General features: G+C 68.7%; 13 protein-coding genes. 8 read left to right on the forward strand and 5 right to left on the reverse strand.

What is annotated here, in order from left to right:
* The first annotated feature begins 499 nt into the window (after window positions 1–499).
* Together AC069H_RS38925 and AC069H_RS38930 are read left to right on the forward strand one after the other, a co-directional pair.
* Window positions 500–1,297: an alpha/beta fold hydrolase gene (locus AC069H_RS38925; RefSeq protein ID WP_478235650.1), complete on the forward strand. Its 798-nt coding sequence runs from the start codon at window positions 500–502 to the stop codon at window positions 1,295–1,297.
* Window positions 1,298–1,305: 8 nt separating this feature from the next.
* A complete protein-coding gene (locus AC069H_RS38930) occupies window positions 1,306–2,064 on the forward strand; it encodes an SDR family oxidoreductase (RefSeq protein ID WP_340688535.1) in 759 nt (252 codons plus the stop codon).
* Here AC069H_RS38930 and AC069H_RS38935 read toward each other — a convergent pair.
* Window positions 2,003–3,601 carry an IS1634 family transposase gene (locus AC069H_RS38935; RefSeq protein ID WP_478235651.1) on the reverse strand — a complete coding sequence of 533 codons (1,599 nt, stop codon included), beginning with the start codon at window positions 3,599–3,601 and terminating at the stop codon, window positions 2,003–2,005. The two genes, AC069H_RS38930 and AC069H_RS38935, sit on opposite strands and share 62 nt — an antisense overlap.
* A gap of 185 nt (window positions 3,602–3,786) precedes the next feature.
* Between AC069H_RS38935 and AC069H_RS38940 the strand changes: the two genes are divergently transcribed.
* The 5 genes from AC069H_RS38940 (at window position 3,787) to AC069H_RS38960 (ending at window position 10,623) form a co-directional block, all read left to right on the forward strand.
* Complete coding sequence (locus AC069H_RS38940) at window positions 3,787–6,342, forward strand: bifunctional FO biosynthesis protein CofGH (protein WP_478235710.1); 2,556 nt, start codon at window positions 3,787–3,789, stop codon at window positions 6,340–6,342.
* Window positions 6,343–6,492: 150 nt separating this feature from the next.
* Window positions 6,493–7,344 (forward strand): HalD/BesD family halogenase, encoded by an 852-nt coding sequence (locus tag AC069H_RS38945; protein ID WP_478226423.1) that lies wholly within the window; start codon window positions 6,493–6,495, stop codon window positions 7,342–7,344.
* Between the two features lie 9 nt (window positions 7,345–7,353).
* Complete coding sequence (locus tag AC069H_RS38950; protein WP_478235652.1) at window positions 7,354–8,208, forward strand: class I SAM-dependent methyltransferase; 855 nt, start codon at window positions 7,354–7,356, stop codon at window positions 8,206–8,208.
* Complete coding sequence (locus tag AC069H_RS38955) at window positions 8,205–9,986, forward strand: choline/carnitine O-acyltransferase (protein ID WP_478235653.1); 1,782 nt, start codon at window positions 8,205–8,207, stop codon at window positions 9,984–9,986. The genes AC069H_RS38950 and AC069H_RS38955 overlap by 4 nt, the downstream gene beginning before the upstream one ends.
* A 94-nt stretch (window positions 9,987–10,080) precedes the next feature.
* Window positions 10,081–10,623, forward strand: coding sequence for a DUF4232 domain-containing protein (locus tag AC069H_RS38960; protein WP_478235654.1), 543 nt, complete (start codon window positions 10,081–10,083; stop codon window positions 10,621–10,623).
* On the opposite strand, the gene AC069H_RS38965 is transcribed toward AC069H_RS38960, so the two are convergent.
* From AC069H_RS38965 to AC069H_RS38975, 3 genes are read right to left on the reverse strand one after another with little or no spacing between them, the layout of a single operon-like run.
* On the reverse strand, window positions 10,613–11,275 hold the full coding sequence (locus AC069H_RS38965) for a hypothetical protein (RefSeq protein WP_478235655.1): 663 nt from the start codon (window positions 11,273–11,275) through the stop codon (window positions 10,613–10,615). The genes AC069H_RS38960 and AC069H_RS38965 overlap by 11 nt on opposite strands.
* Before the next feature lie 28 nt (window positions 11,276–11,303).
* On the reverse strand, window positions 11,304–11,741 hold the full coding sequence (locus AC069H_RS38970; RefSeq protein WP_478235656.1) for a hypothetical protein: 438 nt from the start codon (window positions 11,739–11,741) through the stop codon (window positions 11,304–11,306).
* A gap of 15 nt (window positions 11,742–11,756) precedes the next feature.
* Window positions 11,757–13,094, reverse strand: a complete 1,338-nt coding sequence (locus AC069H_RS38975) for an LVIVD repeat-containing protein (protein ID WP_478235711.1) — start codon at window positions 13,092–13,094, stop codon at window positions 11,757–11,759.
* Window positions 13,095–13,213: 119 nt separating this feature from the next.
* Between AC069H_RS38975 and AC069H_RS38980 the strand changes: the two genes are divergently transcribed.
* Window positions 13,214–14,650, forward strand: a complete 1,437-nt coding sequence (locus tag AC069H_RS38980) for a peptide ABC transporter substrate-binding protein (protein ID WP_478235657.1) — start codon at window positions 13,214–13,216, stop codon at window positions 14,648–14,650.
* Here the strand turns inward: AC069H_RS38980 and AC069H_RS38985 are convergent.
* Entirely contained in the window at window positions 14,630–15,529 is a 900-nt protein-coding gene (locus AC069H_RS38985) for a LysR family transcriptional regulator (RefSeq protein WP_478235658.1), read from the reverse strand. The two genes, AC069H_RS38980 and AC069H_RS38985, sit on opposite strands and share 21 nt — an antisense overlap.
* Window positions 15,530–15,581 lie beyond the last annotated feature (52 nt).

The raw sequence follows: 15,581 nt of genomic DNA on the forward strand, positions 1-15,581 counted from the left end.
CAGCGTTCGTCCTGAGCCAGGATCAAACTCTCCAACAATGTCAAATTTGATCGAGGCAATCTAATGCTCTCAAAGGAACCCCAAAACGAGGTTCAAAAAACATAAGCTCTACTGGCTTAGTTCACTAGCACACTGTTGAGTTCTCAAGCAACACACCCCAGATCGCACCGCAGTCACACGGCCTTATCCGAAGCAGTCATTCCTAGCAGTTTTTGGTGAGACACCCACTCAATCGCACTGAGCGAGAGCTTGGTTCGTGTCCCGGTCGGCCACCCGGTCTCCCTGGCGACGAAGAGAAGATTACACGTCCGGAAACCCCCGAAAACAGGGGGGTACCTTAACGGCGTTTACGCAGGTCAGAGGCCATATACAGGGTCGAAGCCGGCGATCGCCCCACAGGCGGCCGGGGAACCACCCGGCGAACTTCCGGCGAAGAATATTGCTCCGAGTACATTGCACCGTATTGATCCTGATGATTGCTCCGATTAGCGTCGGGCTCATGAGCACTGCGGAACTCGACGGCATCTCCGTCGCCTACGACGACCTCGGCACCGGGTTGCCCGTCGTCCTCGTCCACGGCCACCCCTTCAACCGTTCGATGTGGCGTCCCCAGGCCGAGCGCTTCAGTCAGGAGGGTTACCGGGTCATCACAGCGGACCTCCGCGGGTACGGCGAGACAACGGTGGTCCCGGGCAAGACCGGGCTCGACGTCTTCGCCAAGGACATCGCGCGTCTCGCGGATCGACTCGGCCTCGGGCGCTTCGTCCTCGGCGGCCTCTCCATGGGCGGGCAGATCGTCATGGAGTTCCACCGCACCTACCCCGACCGCGTCGCCGGGCTCCTGCTCGCCGACACCTCTCCCCAGGAAGAGACAGAAGAGGGCAAACGCGTCCGCAACGAGATGGCGGACCGGATCCTCGCGGAGGGACTGAACCCGTACGCGGAGGAAGTCCTGACGAAGATGGTCTCCCCGGAGAACGTCCGCACGATGCCGGACGTGGCGGCGCACGTCCTGGGGATGATGCGCACGACGCCCAAGGAAGGAGCGGCGGCCGCACTCAGGGGGCGCGCCGAGCGTCCGGACTACCGGGACAGCCTCACTCGCGTAGAAGTGCCGGCCCTGGTCGTCGTCGGGACTGAGGACGAGTTCACGCCGGTCGCGGACGCCGAGCTCATGCACGACCTCATCCCCGGCTCCACCCTGGCGGTGATCGAGGGCGCCGCTCACATGCCTAACCTGGAGCGCGAGGCCGAGTTCAACACCGTGTTCGCACAGTTCTTGAAAGAGATCGAGTGATGCCTTCCATGTCCCAGAAGACCGTTTTCGTGACCGGTGCCAGCGCCGGATTCGGCGTCGAGATCGTCCGCCGGTTCGCCGCCGACGGCGCCAAGGTCGTCGCGGCCGCGCGGAGTAAGGACCGGCTCGACAAGCTGGCCGTCGAGCTGGGCGAGAACGTCCTCCCCTTCGAGCTCGACGTCCGGGACGCCGACGCGGTGGCCGCGCTCCCCGGCACGCTGCCCGCCGAATTCGCCGAAGTCGACCTGCTGGTCAACAACGCCGGCCTCGCGAAAGGACTCGAACCCGCCCATCGGGCGAAGCTCGACGACTGGGACCAGATGATCGACACGAACATCAGGGGGCTCGCGCACCTCACCCGCGCGTTGCTGCCCGGCATGGTCGAGCGCGGCCGCGGACACGTGATCAACATCGGGTCGGTCGCGGGCTCCTACCCCTATCCCGGTGGCAACGCCTATGGGGCGACCAAGGCGTTCGTCCACCAGTTCAGCCTGAACCTGCGCGCGGACCTGCAGGGCACCGGCGTCCGGGTGACCAACGTCGAGCCGGGCCTGGTCGGCGGCACGGAGTTCTCCGTCGTCCGGTTCGAGGGTGATCAGAGCAAGGCCGACAACGTCTACAAGGGCACGACGCCGCTGACGGCCGCCGACGTCGCCGAGTCCGTCTTCTGGGCGGCTTCGCAGCCGGAGCACGTGAACATCAACGTCATCGAGTTGATGCCGGTGGTGCAGAGCTTCTCCGCGCTTCATATTCACCGAGAGAGCTAAGACCGAAGAGGTCGAAGAGCGCCTGCTGTTCCGGGCTCCGCTCGGTCAGCAGGCGCCGCGTCCGAGGGCGGCCGCCGGTGGACGGATACCGCAGCACCGTCTCCCCTATCCCCGCGAGGCTGTCCATCAGCTCACGGACCGACAGGTTCATCCCGGCCCGGTCGGCCTCGCGCCGCATGAGGTGGGTGACCGTGGACGCGAGCACCGTGACCAGGGTGTGCACCGCGATCCGATGCGGCGTCCACTCCCAGCGCGGGGCCGGGCCGGTGACGGCGGGACCGGTCAGCCAGCGGAACGTCGAGTCGAGGTGGGTCCGGGCCCGGTACGCGGTGACGACTTCGGACACCGGCCAGTCGTGGTCGGTGACCAGCACCTGCTTGCCGAAGAACTCGTCGTGCAGCCGCGACACGGCGGCATCGTCGACCTTCCAGGTCAGCCGGATCTCCCCCGGCTTCGTCCCCGTCAGGGAAGGGGAGAGCACCCGTTCGACGCGGCGGCCGCGGGTGATCCGCGCGATTTCGGCGTTCACCTGGCCGCGGTCACCCCGGTGGACGCCCGACGCGAGTGCGGCGTCGAGGCCGGCGAGTTCCCGCGTCGCGGTGCCCAGTTCCTCGCCGAACGCGCGGGCCTGCGCGTTGTGCAGGGTCTCCGAATGGGTCAGGATCACTCGCCGCCGCACGCCCGCGACCACGGCTCTGGTGTCGAGAGCGGTCAGCCCGGCGAAGCGCTCCGGGTCGACGGGCTTGCGCGCGGACGGCGGTTTCGCCAACAGCTCCGGATGCTCCGAAAGAGGCAGCGCGCCGACGAAGTGCCGTCCGAGGTCCAGTTGCGCGGCCTGGCCGGCGGTGAAGACCAGCGTGACGGGGTACAGCGAGCGGAGTCGCTCGGCGAGCGCGGCGAACGGCGGCGCCTCTTCCCGCGGGTACACGTGTGACGCCAGCGGGATCGCGCCGTCCTTGGTCACCACCAGGCCGAGTCCGGCGAGTTCGCAGCGGCAGGGGTCTGCCGTGGTGAAGGTGGCGAACTGCGCGACGTCCACGGCGAGCGCGGCGTCGCCCGTCCCCAGCCAGGAGAGCACCGCGTCGGCGACGGCGGTCTCGATCCTGGCGATCCGTTCGCCGGTGAGACGGTGCAGCGCCCGCCAGTGATTCGGAAGGTCTGCCTGGATGAATTCCCGGGCGACGGACTCACGCCACCAGTCGGCCAACTGCGTTTCGGGCGCTGTCGCCCGGTGCAGAACGGCGAGCGCGAGATGCGTCCCGAGAGTGGTCGCGGCGCGCTGGGCTCCGACGGCTTCGTCGACCCGGCGCACGAAGTCAAGCCGTCGCAGCGTGGCCCACACCGCTGCGACGTCACCGAAGGTCCGGTGACGCGCTTCGCCGGGGGCGGAGACATCGCCCTCCATCGCGCGCCCGATCTCTTCGGCCGTCCCGAGGTAGCGCTGCGACACGACCCTCGGCTCGCCGTCGACCCGCGCGGAGGTGACGAGGTAGTAGTACGTCCGCCCGCCGACCTTCTTGCCGATCACCGAAGCCACACTTTAGGTAATACACTCCGACCCATCGATCGGCAACCAAGATCGCGCCCTGACCAGCGAGAACAGTGATCACACCCACGTGGGTGACGCGGTGGCGGGATGCACACTGGCAGGTGGAGCGGGTCCGGCCATAGCGTGCGGGAATGGCATCCCCTGCTGACGCGAACGCCCCCACCACCTCGGCGATGCGCCGGGCACTCGCCAGGGCGCGCGACGGGAAGACCCTCGACCTCACCGAGGCCTCGATCCTGCTCCAGGCGCGCGGCGACGATCTCAAGACGCTGTCCGAGCACGCCTCCCGGGTCCGCGACGCCGGACTCGTCGCGGCAGGCCGTCCGGGCGTGGTCACCTACAGCCGTTCGGTGTTCATCCCGCTGACCCGGCTGTGCCGGGACCGATGCGGCTACTGCACCTTCGCGACCGTCCCCGGCCGCGTCGAATCGCCGTTCCTCTCCCCCGACGAGGTCCTCGACATCGCCCGCAAGGGTGCCGAAATGGGGGTCAAGGAAGCGCTGTTCACCCTCGGCGACCGTCCGGAAGACCGCTGGAAGGCGGCGAAGGACTGGCTCGACGCGCACGGCTACGACGACACGCTGTCCTACGTCCGGGCGATGGCGATCCGGGTTCTCGAGGAGACGGGTGTCCTCCCGCACCTCAACCCGGGCGTGCTGAGCTGGCAGGACTTCCAGCGGCTCAAGCCGGTTTCGGCGTCCATGGGCATGATGCTGGAGACGACGGCGAAGCGGCTGTACACGGAGAAGGGCGGCCCGCACTACGGCTCGCCCGACAAGGACCCCGACGTGCGCCTGCGGGTGCTGGAGGACGCAGGACGCAGTTCGGTGCCGTTCACCACGGGGATCCTGATCGGCATCGGCGAGAACTTCGAGGAACGCGCCGACTCGCTGTTCGCGATCCGCAAGGTCGCGAAGACCTACGGCGGCATTCAAGAGGTCATCGTCCAGAACTTCCGCGCGAAGCCGGACACGAAGATGCGCGCGACCCCGGACGCCGATCTCGAAGAACTCGCCGCGACCATCGCCGTCGCGCGTCTCGTGCTCGGGCCGCGGATGCGGATCCAGGCGCCGCCGAACCTGATCGGCCAGCAGTACGAACTGATGCTGAACGCGGGTATCGACGACTGGGGCGGCGTCTCGCCGCTGACCCCCGACCACGTGAACCCCGAACGCGCGTGGCCGCAGATCGACGAGCTCAAACGCCGCACCGAGGCGCTCGGCTTCACCGTGCGCGAGCGGTTGCCGATCTACCCGGAGTACGTCAAGGCCGGCGAGCCGTGGCTGGACCCGCGGATGAACGCGCATCTCGCGCCGCTGACCGACACCGAGACCGGGCTCGCCATCGAAGAGGCGATCCCGGTGGGCATCCCGTGGCAGGAGCCGGACGGCGGCTGGAAGGAGGCCGGGCGTACCGATCTGCACGTCGAGGTCGACACCGTCGGGCGCACGGAAGACCGCCGCAGCGACTTCGACTCGGTCTACGGCGACTGGGCCGAGATCAAGGGCAATATCAAGACCGCGCCGCAGCGGTTCGACCTCGATATCCGGGATGCCTTGCGCAGCGCGGAAAAGAACCCCGCCGGGCTTTCGGACGACGAGGCTCTGGCTCTGCTGCACGCCGACGGGCCGGAGCTTGACGCCTTCACCAAGATCGCCGACGACCTGCGTCGCGAGGTGAACGGCGACGACGTCACCTTCGTCGTCACGCGGAACATCAACTTCACCAACGTCTGTTACACCGGCTGCCGGTTCTGCGCGTTCGCCCAGCGGCGCACCGACGCGGACGCGTACACGCTCTCGCTGGAGCAGGTCGGCGACCGGGTCGACGAGGCGTGGGCCGCGGGCGCGACCGAGATCTGCATGCAGGGCGGCATCCACCCGGATCTGCCGGGCACCGCGTACTTCGACCTCGCGGCGGAGGTGAAACGCCGTCAGCCGGACATCCACCTGCACTCGTATTCGCCGATGGAGGTCGTCAACGGCGCTTCGCGGACGAACCTCTCGATCGAGGACTGGCTGGCGCGCGCGAAGGAGGCCGGCGTCGACTCGCTGCCGGGCACGGCCGCGGAGATCCTCGACGACGACGTCCGCTGGGTGCTGACGAAGGGCAAGCTGCCGACGTCGGAATGGATCAACGTCGTCACCACCGCGCACAAACTCGGCATCACCACGACGTCGACGATGATGTACGGCCACGTCGACACGCCGGCGCACTGGGTCGGGCACCTGAAGCTGCTGGCGAAGCTGCAGCGGGAGGGCCTGGAGCGCAACGGACGGCGGGGCTTCAGCGAATTCGTGCTGCTGCCGTTCATCCACCAGAGTTCCCCGATCTACCTCGCCGGGCTCGCCAGGGCCGGGACGACGCTGCGCGAGAACCGCGCGGTGCACGCGCTGTCCCGGCTGTTGCTGCACGGGATGATCGACAACATCCAGAGTTCGTGGGTGAAACTCGGTGAGGAAGGCAGCCGCGCGGTGCTCCAGGGCGGGGTCAACGACATCGGCGGGACGCTGATGGAGGAGACGATCAGCCGGATGGCGGGGGCGGCCAACGGGTCGTACAAGACGATCAGCGACATGCGCGCGATGGTCGAACCGCTGGGCCGTCCGCTGCGGCAGCGGACCACGGAGTACGGCACGCCGACGGCCGAGCGGATCGCCGCGGCCCAGGCATCCGACGGCGTCGCGACGGCGGTGCGGCGGCCGCTGTTGCCGCTTGTCACCAGCTGACGAAAAGTCATTGACGGCCCCCTTACCCGCGTACGACCGCGGGCAAGGGGGCCGTCACGTTCCGTGTGGCACCGCTCACAAGGCGCGGGGTTCGCGGGCGTTTTCTGTGCTAAACCCGAGACTCACTTCCGGGCAGCCGAGAGGACGTCGATGACCGCGAGCGCAGTCCAGGTGGCCGATACCGCCCGCTATCCGTTGTCCGAGCCGGGAAGCCCCGCGTGGCGCGAAATCGTTTCCCGGACCCGCGCCGAACTGCGGGAAACGGGCTGCAGTGTGCTGGCCGACTTCATCCGTCCGGAGTTGCGTGACGTCCTTCGCGACGAAGGCGCGAAGATCGCTCCGGAGGCGTACGCGAAGGTCGAACGCGTCAACGCCTACAACATCGCCATCGACACTCCGCTGCCGGAAGACCACCCCGGCCGCACGATCATGGAACGCGGCAACGCCTTCGTGGCGCGCGACCGGATCCCGGCGACCGCGGTGATCCAGCAGCTGTACTCGAGCCGTGAGTTCCAGCGGTTCGTCGCCGACTGCTTCGAACTCCCCGAGCTGCACGAACTCGCCGATCCGCTGTCCGGCCTGGTGCTCAACGTGATCGAGCCGGGCCGCTCACATCCGTGGCATTTCGACACCAACGAGTACACGGTCAGCATGCTCACCCAGGAGGCGGCCGACGGCGGAGTCTTCGAATACTGCCCGAACATCCGCTCCGAAACGGCGGAGAACTTCGACGACGTCCGCGCCGTGCTGGCGGGCGAACGTGATCATCTGATCAAGCGGCTCACTCTGCGTCCTGGCGATCTTCAGCTGTTTCGCGGACGCTTCGCGCTGCACCGGGTGAGTAGGGTTCAAGGGGCAGTCGCCCGCCATTCCGCGATCTTCGCGTACAGCGAGCGCCCTGGGGTCATCGGCAGTCCGGAACGGACGAGACAGCTGTTCGGCCGGGTCCTGCCGGAACACGTCGCTTCCGCGGCGGTCCGGGGCGATCAGCTGCTCGACTAAGTCAGGAGCATGGCCGTGCCTTTGGATTCGACCGGCAAGATCAATTTCGACGACATCTACACCGAGCCCGATCCTCGCGCGTTCTTCGGCACCTTGCGCAGACTGGACTACGACATCCCCCAGCAGGCCAAGGCGTACTTCGCGAGACTGATCGACGAGTACCGCGCGGAGGCCGACGTCAAGGTCCCGACGGTGCTCGACCTCGGCTGTTCCTACGGCGTCAACGCGGCGCTGCATCGCTGTGACATCTCGATGGACCGGCTGTACGACCACTACCGGGACGGCGAGTCGCTGAGCCGGGACGAGCTGATCGCGCGCGATCGCCGGATGGTCGAGAAGCTCGCCGTCGGCGACGGTGTCCGCTTCATCGGCCTCGACGCCTCCGCGCCCGCATTGGACTACGCGCTCGCCGCGGGCTTCATCGACGACGCGATCCACGCGGATCTGGAGAGCGAAGACCCGACAGAGGAGCAGCGCGCGCTGCTGGCCGACGTCGACATCGTCATCTCGACCGGCTGCGTCGGTTACGTCACCGAGAAGACCCTCGTCCGGATCGCGCGGGAAAACCGGCCGTGGATGGCGCATTTCGTCCTCCGGATGTTCTCCTATGGGCCGGTCGCCGAGAGCCTCGCCGAATTCGAGTACGAGACGACCGGGGTCGACGGCCTCTTCCGGCAGCGGAGATTCGCTTCGGCTGAGGAACAGTCGCAGATCTTGGACAATCTTTCCGTCGCGGGCGTCGACCCGCGTGGGCTGGAAGCCGACGGCCGGCTGTACGCGCGGCTGTTCGTCTCCCGGCCGAACGGCGCGGCGGGCGAGCTCGCCTCCGCGCTGAACGCCCTTCCCCTTCGAGATCAAGGATGATCGTGAGCAGTCCGGAACCGTCCACCCGCACGTTCGGCAACGAGGACATCCTGCCGCGGGTCCCCGTCCCCAGCCTGGACGACACCTGCCGCCGGTTTCTCGAGTGGTGCTCGCCGCTGCTCACCCCCGGGGAGCTCGCGGAGACCGAAGGCGCCGTCGCCGAGTTCCTCGCGGCAGGAAGCCCGGCGCACGAACTGCAGAGCGCGCTCGAGGCCTACGACAAGCGGGAAGGCGTCCGCAGCTGGCTCGACACCTTCTGGCCGTACCGCTACCTCGGCCGCCGCGACCGGATCGCGCTCAACGCGAACTTCTTCTTCCTGTTCACCGAATCCCCGCTGGGACAGCTCGAGCGCGCGGCCGAACTGGCGGCGTCGGCGGTGGACTACAAGCTGAAGCTCGACGAGGAACTGGTGCCGCCGATCGTGCTGCGCGGGCAGCCGCAGTCGATGGTGCAGCACAAGTACCTGTTCTCGGCGACGCGGATCCCCGGCGCCGTGCAGGACACCGCGCGCACGCCGTACCGCGAGGACTGGCCGGGGCCGTCGAGGGCGCGGCATATCGTGGTCTTCCACCGCGACACCCCGTTCCGGATGGACGTCATCGCGCCGGACGGCCGCCCGTACTCCCCCGAACAGCTGGTCGCGGGCCTGCAGGTGATCGTCAAGTCGGGGAACTTCATCGAAGACCCGCGGACCGCCGCCGGGCATTTCACCACCAAGGCCAGGGCGGAGTGGGCGGCGACGCGGGAAGCGCTGCTCGCCGCCGGGAACGCGGCCGCGCTCGACGACATCGAGACGGCGTTGTTCTGCCTGTGCCTGGAGGATTTCACGCCGGCGAACACGCAGGAGGCGTGCGACAACCTGCTGCACGGCGACAGCGGGAACCGCTGGTTCGACAAGGCCGTTTCGCTGATCGTCTTCGAGGACGGCACGGCGGGGATCAACGTCGAGCACTGTGAACTGGACGGGACCACGATCCTCGGGTTCACCGACGCGCTGCTGAGCGGAACGCGGCTGGAGCGGCCGCCCGCCGACGGCGTCCCGGCGTCCGAGCTCATCGAGTTCGTCCTGGGTGAGGCGCTGCGCGAGGACGCCCGCGCCGCTGCCGCGTCCTTCGCCGAGTACGCCGAGGCGACCGCTACGAAGACGGTGTCCTTCACCGACTTCGGCGCGAAGCGGGCGAAGGAGCTGGGGATGTCCCCGGACGCCTTCGCGCAGATGGCGTACCAGCTTGCGCACAAGCGGGCGAAGGGGATCACCGGCGCGACGTACGAGTCGATCGCGACGCGGCAGTACCAGAATGGGCGCACCGAAGCGATGCGCGTGGTGACGCCCGAGGTGCAGTGGTTCGTCCAGGTGATGGACGACCCGCAGGCCGACCGGCAGACGCGTCAGGCGGCCTTCCGCGCGGCGGCCGCGAAGCACGTCACGCGGGCGAAGGAGTGTCAGGCGGGTGACGCGCCGGAGCAGCACCTGTGGGAGCTGCAGCTGATCCAGAAGCGGCGCGGCGTCGAGGACTCTCCGGCGCTGTACTCGTCACCCGGCTGGTTGAAGATGCGCGACGACTACCTGAGCACGAGCTCGGCGCCGTCGGTGAACATCCAGTACTTCGGCTTCGGGTCGACCAGCCCGCAGTGCATCGGTGTCGCGTACGTGCTGCTGCCGGAGTCGTTGAATCTGTACCTGTGCACGCCGAAGCACGTGGCACACGAGATGGAGCTGTTCGCGACCGAACTGGCCAACGCCATCCGCGAGTTACAGGAGTTGCTGGCTTCTTGAGGGGTAAGGCAAACCATGGCGTGTCCGTGAAGGCCTCCTTGCCTACCCTGACGGTAGTGAAGGAGGCCTTCACGGACATCGATAGGGTTCCGGCGTGCTGGGAAAACTGGGGTTGCTGGGCGGACTACTGCTCTTCGTGGCGGGGTGCACTGAGCCCCCGCCCCCGGCGCCGGTCCCTCAGCCCGTGCCCACGCCGGTGCCGGGCACCGTCGAACCGGCGGGCTGTCTCGGCACCGGGGTGACGGTGAAATCCGGGCCGGTCGAGGCCGCGCTGGGCCATCGCGCGATCGTGCTCACCCTCACCAACTGCGGCACGACACCGCGCACGCTCACCGGCTATCCCGAAGTCCGCTTGCTGGACAAGGAAAAGCGGCCGATGGCGGTCGAGGTCGAGCACGGGACGTCGTACATGGCGATCGATCCCGGTGTCAGCGCGCAGACGGTTCAGCCCGGCGGGACACTGCTCTCGGTCGTCTCGTGGTCGAACACCGTCACCGTGGGTTCGCCGGAAGCGGGCGCCTACGTGACGGTCGCGGCCGCGAAGGGTGACCCGGAGCAGCGGATCACGGTCGACACCGACCTCGGGACCACGGGCAAGCTGACGCTGACGGCTTGGAACCCGAAGCTCAAAAACTGAGGTTGCCGAACAAGCCCTCGAAGAAGTCCGGCGCTGACACGACCACGAGACCGGCAAGTCCCATCGGCAGAGCGGCCAAGGCGACCTGGGCGGCCTGCCGGCGCGAGCGGATTCCCCGCCAAGCCACGAAGGCGATCGCGAGGGCCGTCACGACCGCCAAGGTTCCGACTCCGGACCGGTCGGACCGCCGGACGAGGTCGGCGACCAGCAGACCCACGACCGCCGCGGTGGCCACGGTGCCGCGCCGGTCGGTCCGCCCGACGGCATCGAGCACGAGTCCGGCGACGAGGCCACCGGCAACAGCCAGACCACACCACAGTACGAGCGTCGGCAGGTCGATCCGGTAGGGCATGCCCGCGTACTTGACGCCGTACATCACCGCCTTGCCGAGATAGAACGCGAGTACCGCCGCGATCAGCGCGCAAACCGCTCGAACCACTGCCCGACGCCTCGGCATCCCGGGGACGACGGCGACGATCAGCACGATCCAAAGGGTGAAGCTGTGCGCCAGTGGCCGAAGCGGCTCGCTGTAGTAGGCGTAGGCGCCGACAGCACCGGACACCGCACCGGCCGCGATCACCGCCACATCGGAGAATCCGAAGTGACCGGACGCGTGCTCACCCGCAGGATCGTTCCCCACCTCGGCCGACATCGTTCCCCCCGTTCGCGAACTCAGCCCGCTACATCGTCGTCGACCTCAAGAAGGCCTGTTCGGAGCCGTCGACCACGAAAGCGGTCCGCGACTTGGTGGTCGTGGGCAGCTCGCAGGAGAGCCATGCCACGCCGGGTGTCAGAAGCCCCTTCAGCTGTTTCGGCACCTCCGGGACCCCGGCTTCGCACTTGAGATCGCTGATCACCTTCGACACGGCCGCGGGCCGAAGCTTCACCACGGCGGACAGCCGGAGGTCGGACGGCCCGGGTGCCTCGATCCGGCCCTCGGAGGTGCCCATCCTCTCCTCGACCCAGGACGCCTCGACGATCTCGCCGACGTCGGGGAAGTCCTCGGCGACCGGCGCCGGATCGGTGCGGACGGCCATTTCCTCCGGCGCTGCCGGGGCACAGGCCGCGATCAGGACGACCGCGGCCGTGATCCCCCACGTCTTCCCCATGGTGCGCATGGGGAACATCTTCCCTCAGGCGGTGAGCTTCAGGATGTCGATTCCGCGAGTGTTGTCGGCGACATAGACGTAACCTTTGTGCCAGTAGGGCGCCCACGCGCTGGCGTCCGCCGGGCGGAAGTAGGCGATCTGCTTCGGGTCGGTCGGGTCGCTGACGTCGAGGAATCGCGTGCCCTGCGCGTAGAACGACTGCACGAGGACCTTGCCGCGGATGTCGAAGTAGTGCGCGGAGCAGTCACCCGACGCCGGGTCGCTGCCTTCCTGCCCGGCGACGCTCCAGGTGCCGACGGACTCGAGGCGGAACGGCTTCTCCGGCGTCGAGCGCCAGCCCTCGCCGTTGTACGAGTTCTTCAGCGACGAGATCGTCAGCACGCCGTCACCGGCGCAGCCGTCGAGGAAGCTTTCTTCGGTGGCATAGATCAGGTCTCGGCCGTGCCAGCGGTTCGCGTCGGCGCCGTCGGCCGAGCGGTGTCCCGCCGGGTGGAAGCTGTTGTGCATGAACTTCGACGGCGCCGCCGTCTCCTCGATCCCGCCGCCCGCGTAGGGCACCGGGTCGAACGCGGTCGCGCGGCGGACCTTCCCCCGCACGGGATCGCGGTGGTGGCCGTTGGTCCAGTAACCGCGGACGCCGCCTCGTCCGGACACCCACGCCACGCCCTCGGCGTCGACCTGGACGTCGTGCACGTAGTCGGTCTTGCCGTCGTTGCGCGCGAGTTCGATCGGGTTCGGGAACGTCTTGGGGTTGCGCGGGTCGCGGATGTCGGTCACCCAGATCGGGCGGCCGCCCCACTCCGCGGGCTGGTTCGCGGCCTTCGCGGGACCGCCGGTCCACAGATACCGGCAGTCGTCGACGCAGCTGGTCGTGTGGCCGGCGGGCACCTTGGTATAGCTGAGGATGGCCGGTTTGTCCGGGTTCTTCAGGTCGATGATGTAGATACCGGACTCGCCGGTCTGCGTGGTACCGCCGTAGGCCCGCGGGTCGCGCGCGAGGAAGACGAGCTTGCGCTTGACGTCGACCTCGGTGTCCTCGGTCTCCCACAGACCGGGAAGGCTGACTTCACCGATCAGCTTCGGCGCGGCGGGGTTCTTCGTGAGGTCGTAGACCTTCAGGCCGAACTCGCCGGAAACCGCCATGACGTCACGTTTGCCGTACTGCAGGAACCCCATGGCGATGGCGCCTTGCGCGTCGGGCACGTTGCCGACGGCCTTGACGTTCTTCACCGCGCCGGGGGCACCCACGACCCGGACCTTCTCGCCGGCCGGTTTGTCCTCCTCGCCGCAGGCCGCTGCGGGCAGACCGGTGGCGATCAGGGTCGCGGTGACCGTGGCGAGCGCCAAGCACGAACGGAGCAACCAGTTTCCTCGCACAGAAACCTCCCAGGCTGGTCCCTGCACCTTATGATCGCCACTTTGCCCGCACAACCGCCATTGGTCTGTGGGACTGCTCGGTGCGGGACTGCTATGACATCCTCATGCGCTTGCGTCTTCTGGTCCCACTCCTGGCCGCCGCCCTGGTCGCGGCGGGCTGCTCGGAATCCGGCGAACCGCCCGCACCGGACGTTCTTCGCGTGGGCCTGGCCGCCCCGGCGACCCTGCTGCCCGCGGACGTCCGCGACCAGTCCGGGCGGATGCTCGCCGGCGCGCTGTGGACGCCGCTGGCCGATTACGACCCGGCGACGGGGAGGTCGACGCCGCGGGCGGCCGAAGCGTTCACCAGCTCCGATCGGATCACGTGGACGGTGAAGCTCAAGGACGGCGGGAAGTTCCACGATGGCACCCCGGTGACGGCGCAGTCCTATGTGGACACCTGGAAGACGATCGGCGCGGAACAGTGGCAGGCGTCGCGGGTGATCAAGGATCTCTTGCGGGCCAAGGAGATCACCGCACCGGATCCGCTGACCATCCGGCTCGTGCTCGACCGGGCGTCCGGTCAGGTTCCCGCCCTGCTCTCCTCGCCCGCGCTGGTCCCGTTGCCCGCGTCGGCACTGACTTCCCGTGATTGGACCGGTTTCGCGCAGCGTCCCGTCGGCAACGGGCCGTTCCGGCTGGACGGCCCGTGGCAGCCGTCGGGCGGCAAACTGATCCGCGTGGCGGACGCGCCGGGCAAGGCGCGCGTGATCGAACTCAAGACCGGCGACGCGGCGGCGCAGTACGACGAGGTCAAGGCCGGGAAACTCGACCTCTCCACCTTCGTCCCCGGCGATCGCCACGAAGCCATGCACGCCGATTTCGCGCGGCGGCACGTGATGTGGGCCCTGCCCACCGTCGCCTACCTCGGGTTTCCCCTGACCGCACAGCACTTCTCCGACGCGACCGTCCGGCACGGCTTCGCGCTCGGGATCGACCGCGCGGCGCTGGAGGCCGGCGTCCTCGGCAAGCAGGTGGACCCGGCGAAATCGCTGCTGCCGCCCGCCGTCGCGCCGGGTGAGCGCAGCAGCACCTGCCGTCCCTGCACGTTCGACGCCGAGGCCGGAAAATCCCTGCTGTCCCAGGCGGAGTTCCCGGCCACACCCGTCCACTTCGGACAGTCGCAGGCGAGCTGGCTGCGTCCGCTCGCGGAGCAGGTCGGCGCGGCGGTCGGCGTCCCGCTCGCCGCGGAGCCCGGACAGGGACCGTTCGCGATCGACGTGGCCCTGATGACGCCGAGCCCGCAGGAGGTGCTGGCCGAGCTCGCGAAGGCGACCGGATATCAGAGCGACGGGTTCGCCGACCTGCTGAAATCGGCCGAGGAGACCGAAGCAGGCGAGAGCGGCGAGGTCTACCGGCTGGTGGAGAACCAGTTGCTCCGGGATCTCCCGGTCGTGCCGCTGTGGTCCGGGCACGGGCACGCCGTTTGGGCGGACAGGGTGGGCGACGTCAAGGCGACGGCGTTCGGCGGGGTGGACCTGTCAGGTGCCTCCGTGCGGTGACCCGAGCGTGCACTCGCCCGCGACGACGTCGATGAAGGCCGAGGTCAGCGGGTCGGGCGTGCCGCGGCAATAGGCGGCGAGCGTGCGCCGGATCGCCGGTTCGGGCCGCAGGACGCGGCCGTGGAAGCCTGCGGGCAGGACGTTGGCCGGGACCAGCGCGGGACCGAGCCCCGCCGCCGCGAGTACCGGGGCCGCCGCGCTCTGTTCGGTCCGGACCGCCGCCCTCGGCTGGAACCCCGCCGCGGCGCACGCCTGGTCGACGAGGTCGGCGAGGCCGTTGCCCGGCGCGTAGTGCACCCACGCGCAGTCGGCGAGGGTCGCCAGATCGACGACGCCGGTGCCGTCGTCCTCGCGCGGCCCGTCGATCGGCAGGACCACGACGAACTCCTCGGCACCGATTTCGCGGACCGGCCCCTCCCAAGCCCGCGGGACCGGGCCGACCGCGACGTCGGCCTCCCCCGCCGCCATGGCCTCCCGGAGCTCGTCCGCGTGCCGGAACTCCACCAGCCGCACGTCGACCTCCGGCCGCTCCCGGCGCCAGACCCGCAACGCCGCGGGCAGGACCCCGATGCCGACCGAGTAGACCGTCGCGATCTGGAGTTCCCCGGCCTCCAGCCCGGACGCCTGCCGGGCCGCGCACCGCGCGCGTTCGGCGTCGGCGAGGGTGGCGCGGGCGTGCGGCAGCATGGCGCGGCCCATCGGGGTGAGCCGGACGCTGCGCGGCAGCCGTTCGAGCAGCGGGCCGCCGACGCCCTTCTCCAGCGCGCGCACCTGATGCGACAGCGCGGGCTGCGTCACGTGCAGCAACTCGGCGGCCTTGGTGAACGAGCCGGTGTCGACGACGGTCACCAGGTACTCGAGTTGCCGCAAGCTTGTCATGAAGAGAGTTTATCGGAGCGGTGATATCTATGCCTTGGACTTATCTCTATGG

Source organism: Amycolatopsis sp. NPDC043887 (genome assembly GCF_056435665.1).

Excerpts from the sequence above, each read along its gene's own strand:
- AC069H_RS38950 (WP_478235652.1), top strand. The coding sequence starts at position 7,354 with ATGGCCGTGCCTTTGGATTCGACCGGCAAGATCAATTTCGACGACATC.
- AC069H_RS38985 (WP_478235658.1), bottom strand. The coding sequence starts at position 15,529 with ATGACAAGCTTGCGGCAACTCGAGTACCTGGTGACCGTCGTCGACACC.
- AC069H_RS38925 (WP_478235650.1), top strand. The coding sequence starts at position 500 with ATGAGCACTGCGGAACTCGACGGCATCTCCGTCGCCTACGACGACCTC.
- AC069H_RS38945 (WP_478226423.1), top strand. The coding sequence starts at position 6,493 with ATGACCGCGAGCGCAGTCCAGGTGGCCGATACCGCCCGCTATCCGTTG.
- AC069H_RS38940 (WP_478235710.1), top strand. The coding sequence starts at position 3,787 with ATGCGCCGGGCACTCGCCAGGGCGCGCGACGGGAAGACCCTCGACCTC.
- AC069H_RS38980 (WP_478235657.1), top strand. The coding sequence starts at position 13,214 with ATGCGCTTGCGTCTTCTGGTCCCACTCCTGGCCGCCGCCCTGGTCGCG.
- AC069H_RS38955 (WP_478235653.1), top strand. The coding sequence starts at position 8,205 with ATGATCGTGAGCAGTCCGGAACCGTCCACCCGCACGTTCGGCAACGAG.
- AC069H_RS38930 (WP_340688535.1), top strand. The coding sequence starts at position 1,306 with ATGTCCCAGAAGACCGTTTTCGTGACCGGTGCCAGCGCCGGATTCGGC.
- AC069H_RS38965 (WP_478235655.1), bottom strand. The coding sequence starts at position 11,275 with ATGTCGGCCGAGGTGGGGAACGATCCTGCGGGTGAGCACGCGTCCGGT.
- AC069H_RS38970 (WP_478235656.1), bottom strand. The coding sequence starts at position 11,741 with ATGCGCACCATGGGGAAGACGTGGGGGATCACGGCCGCGGTCGTCCTG.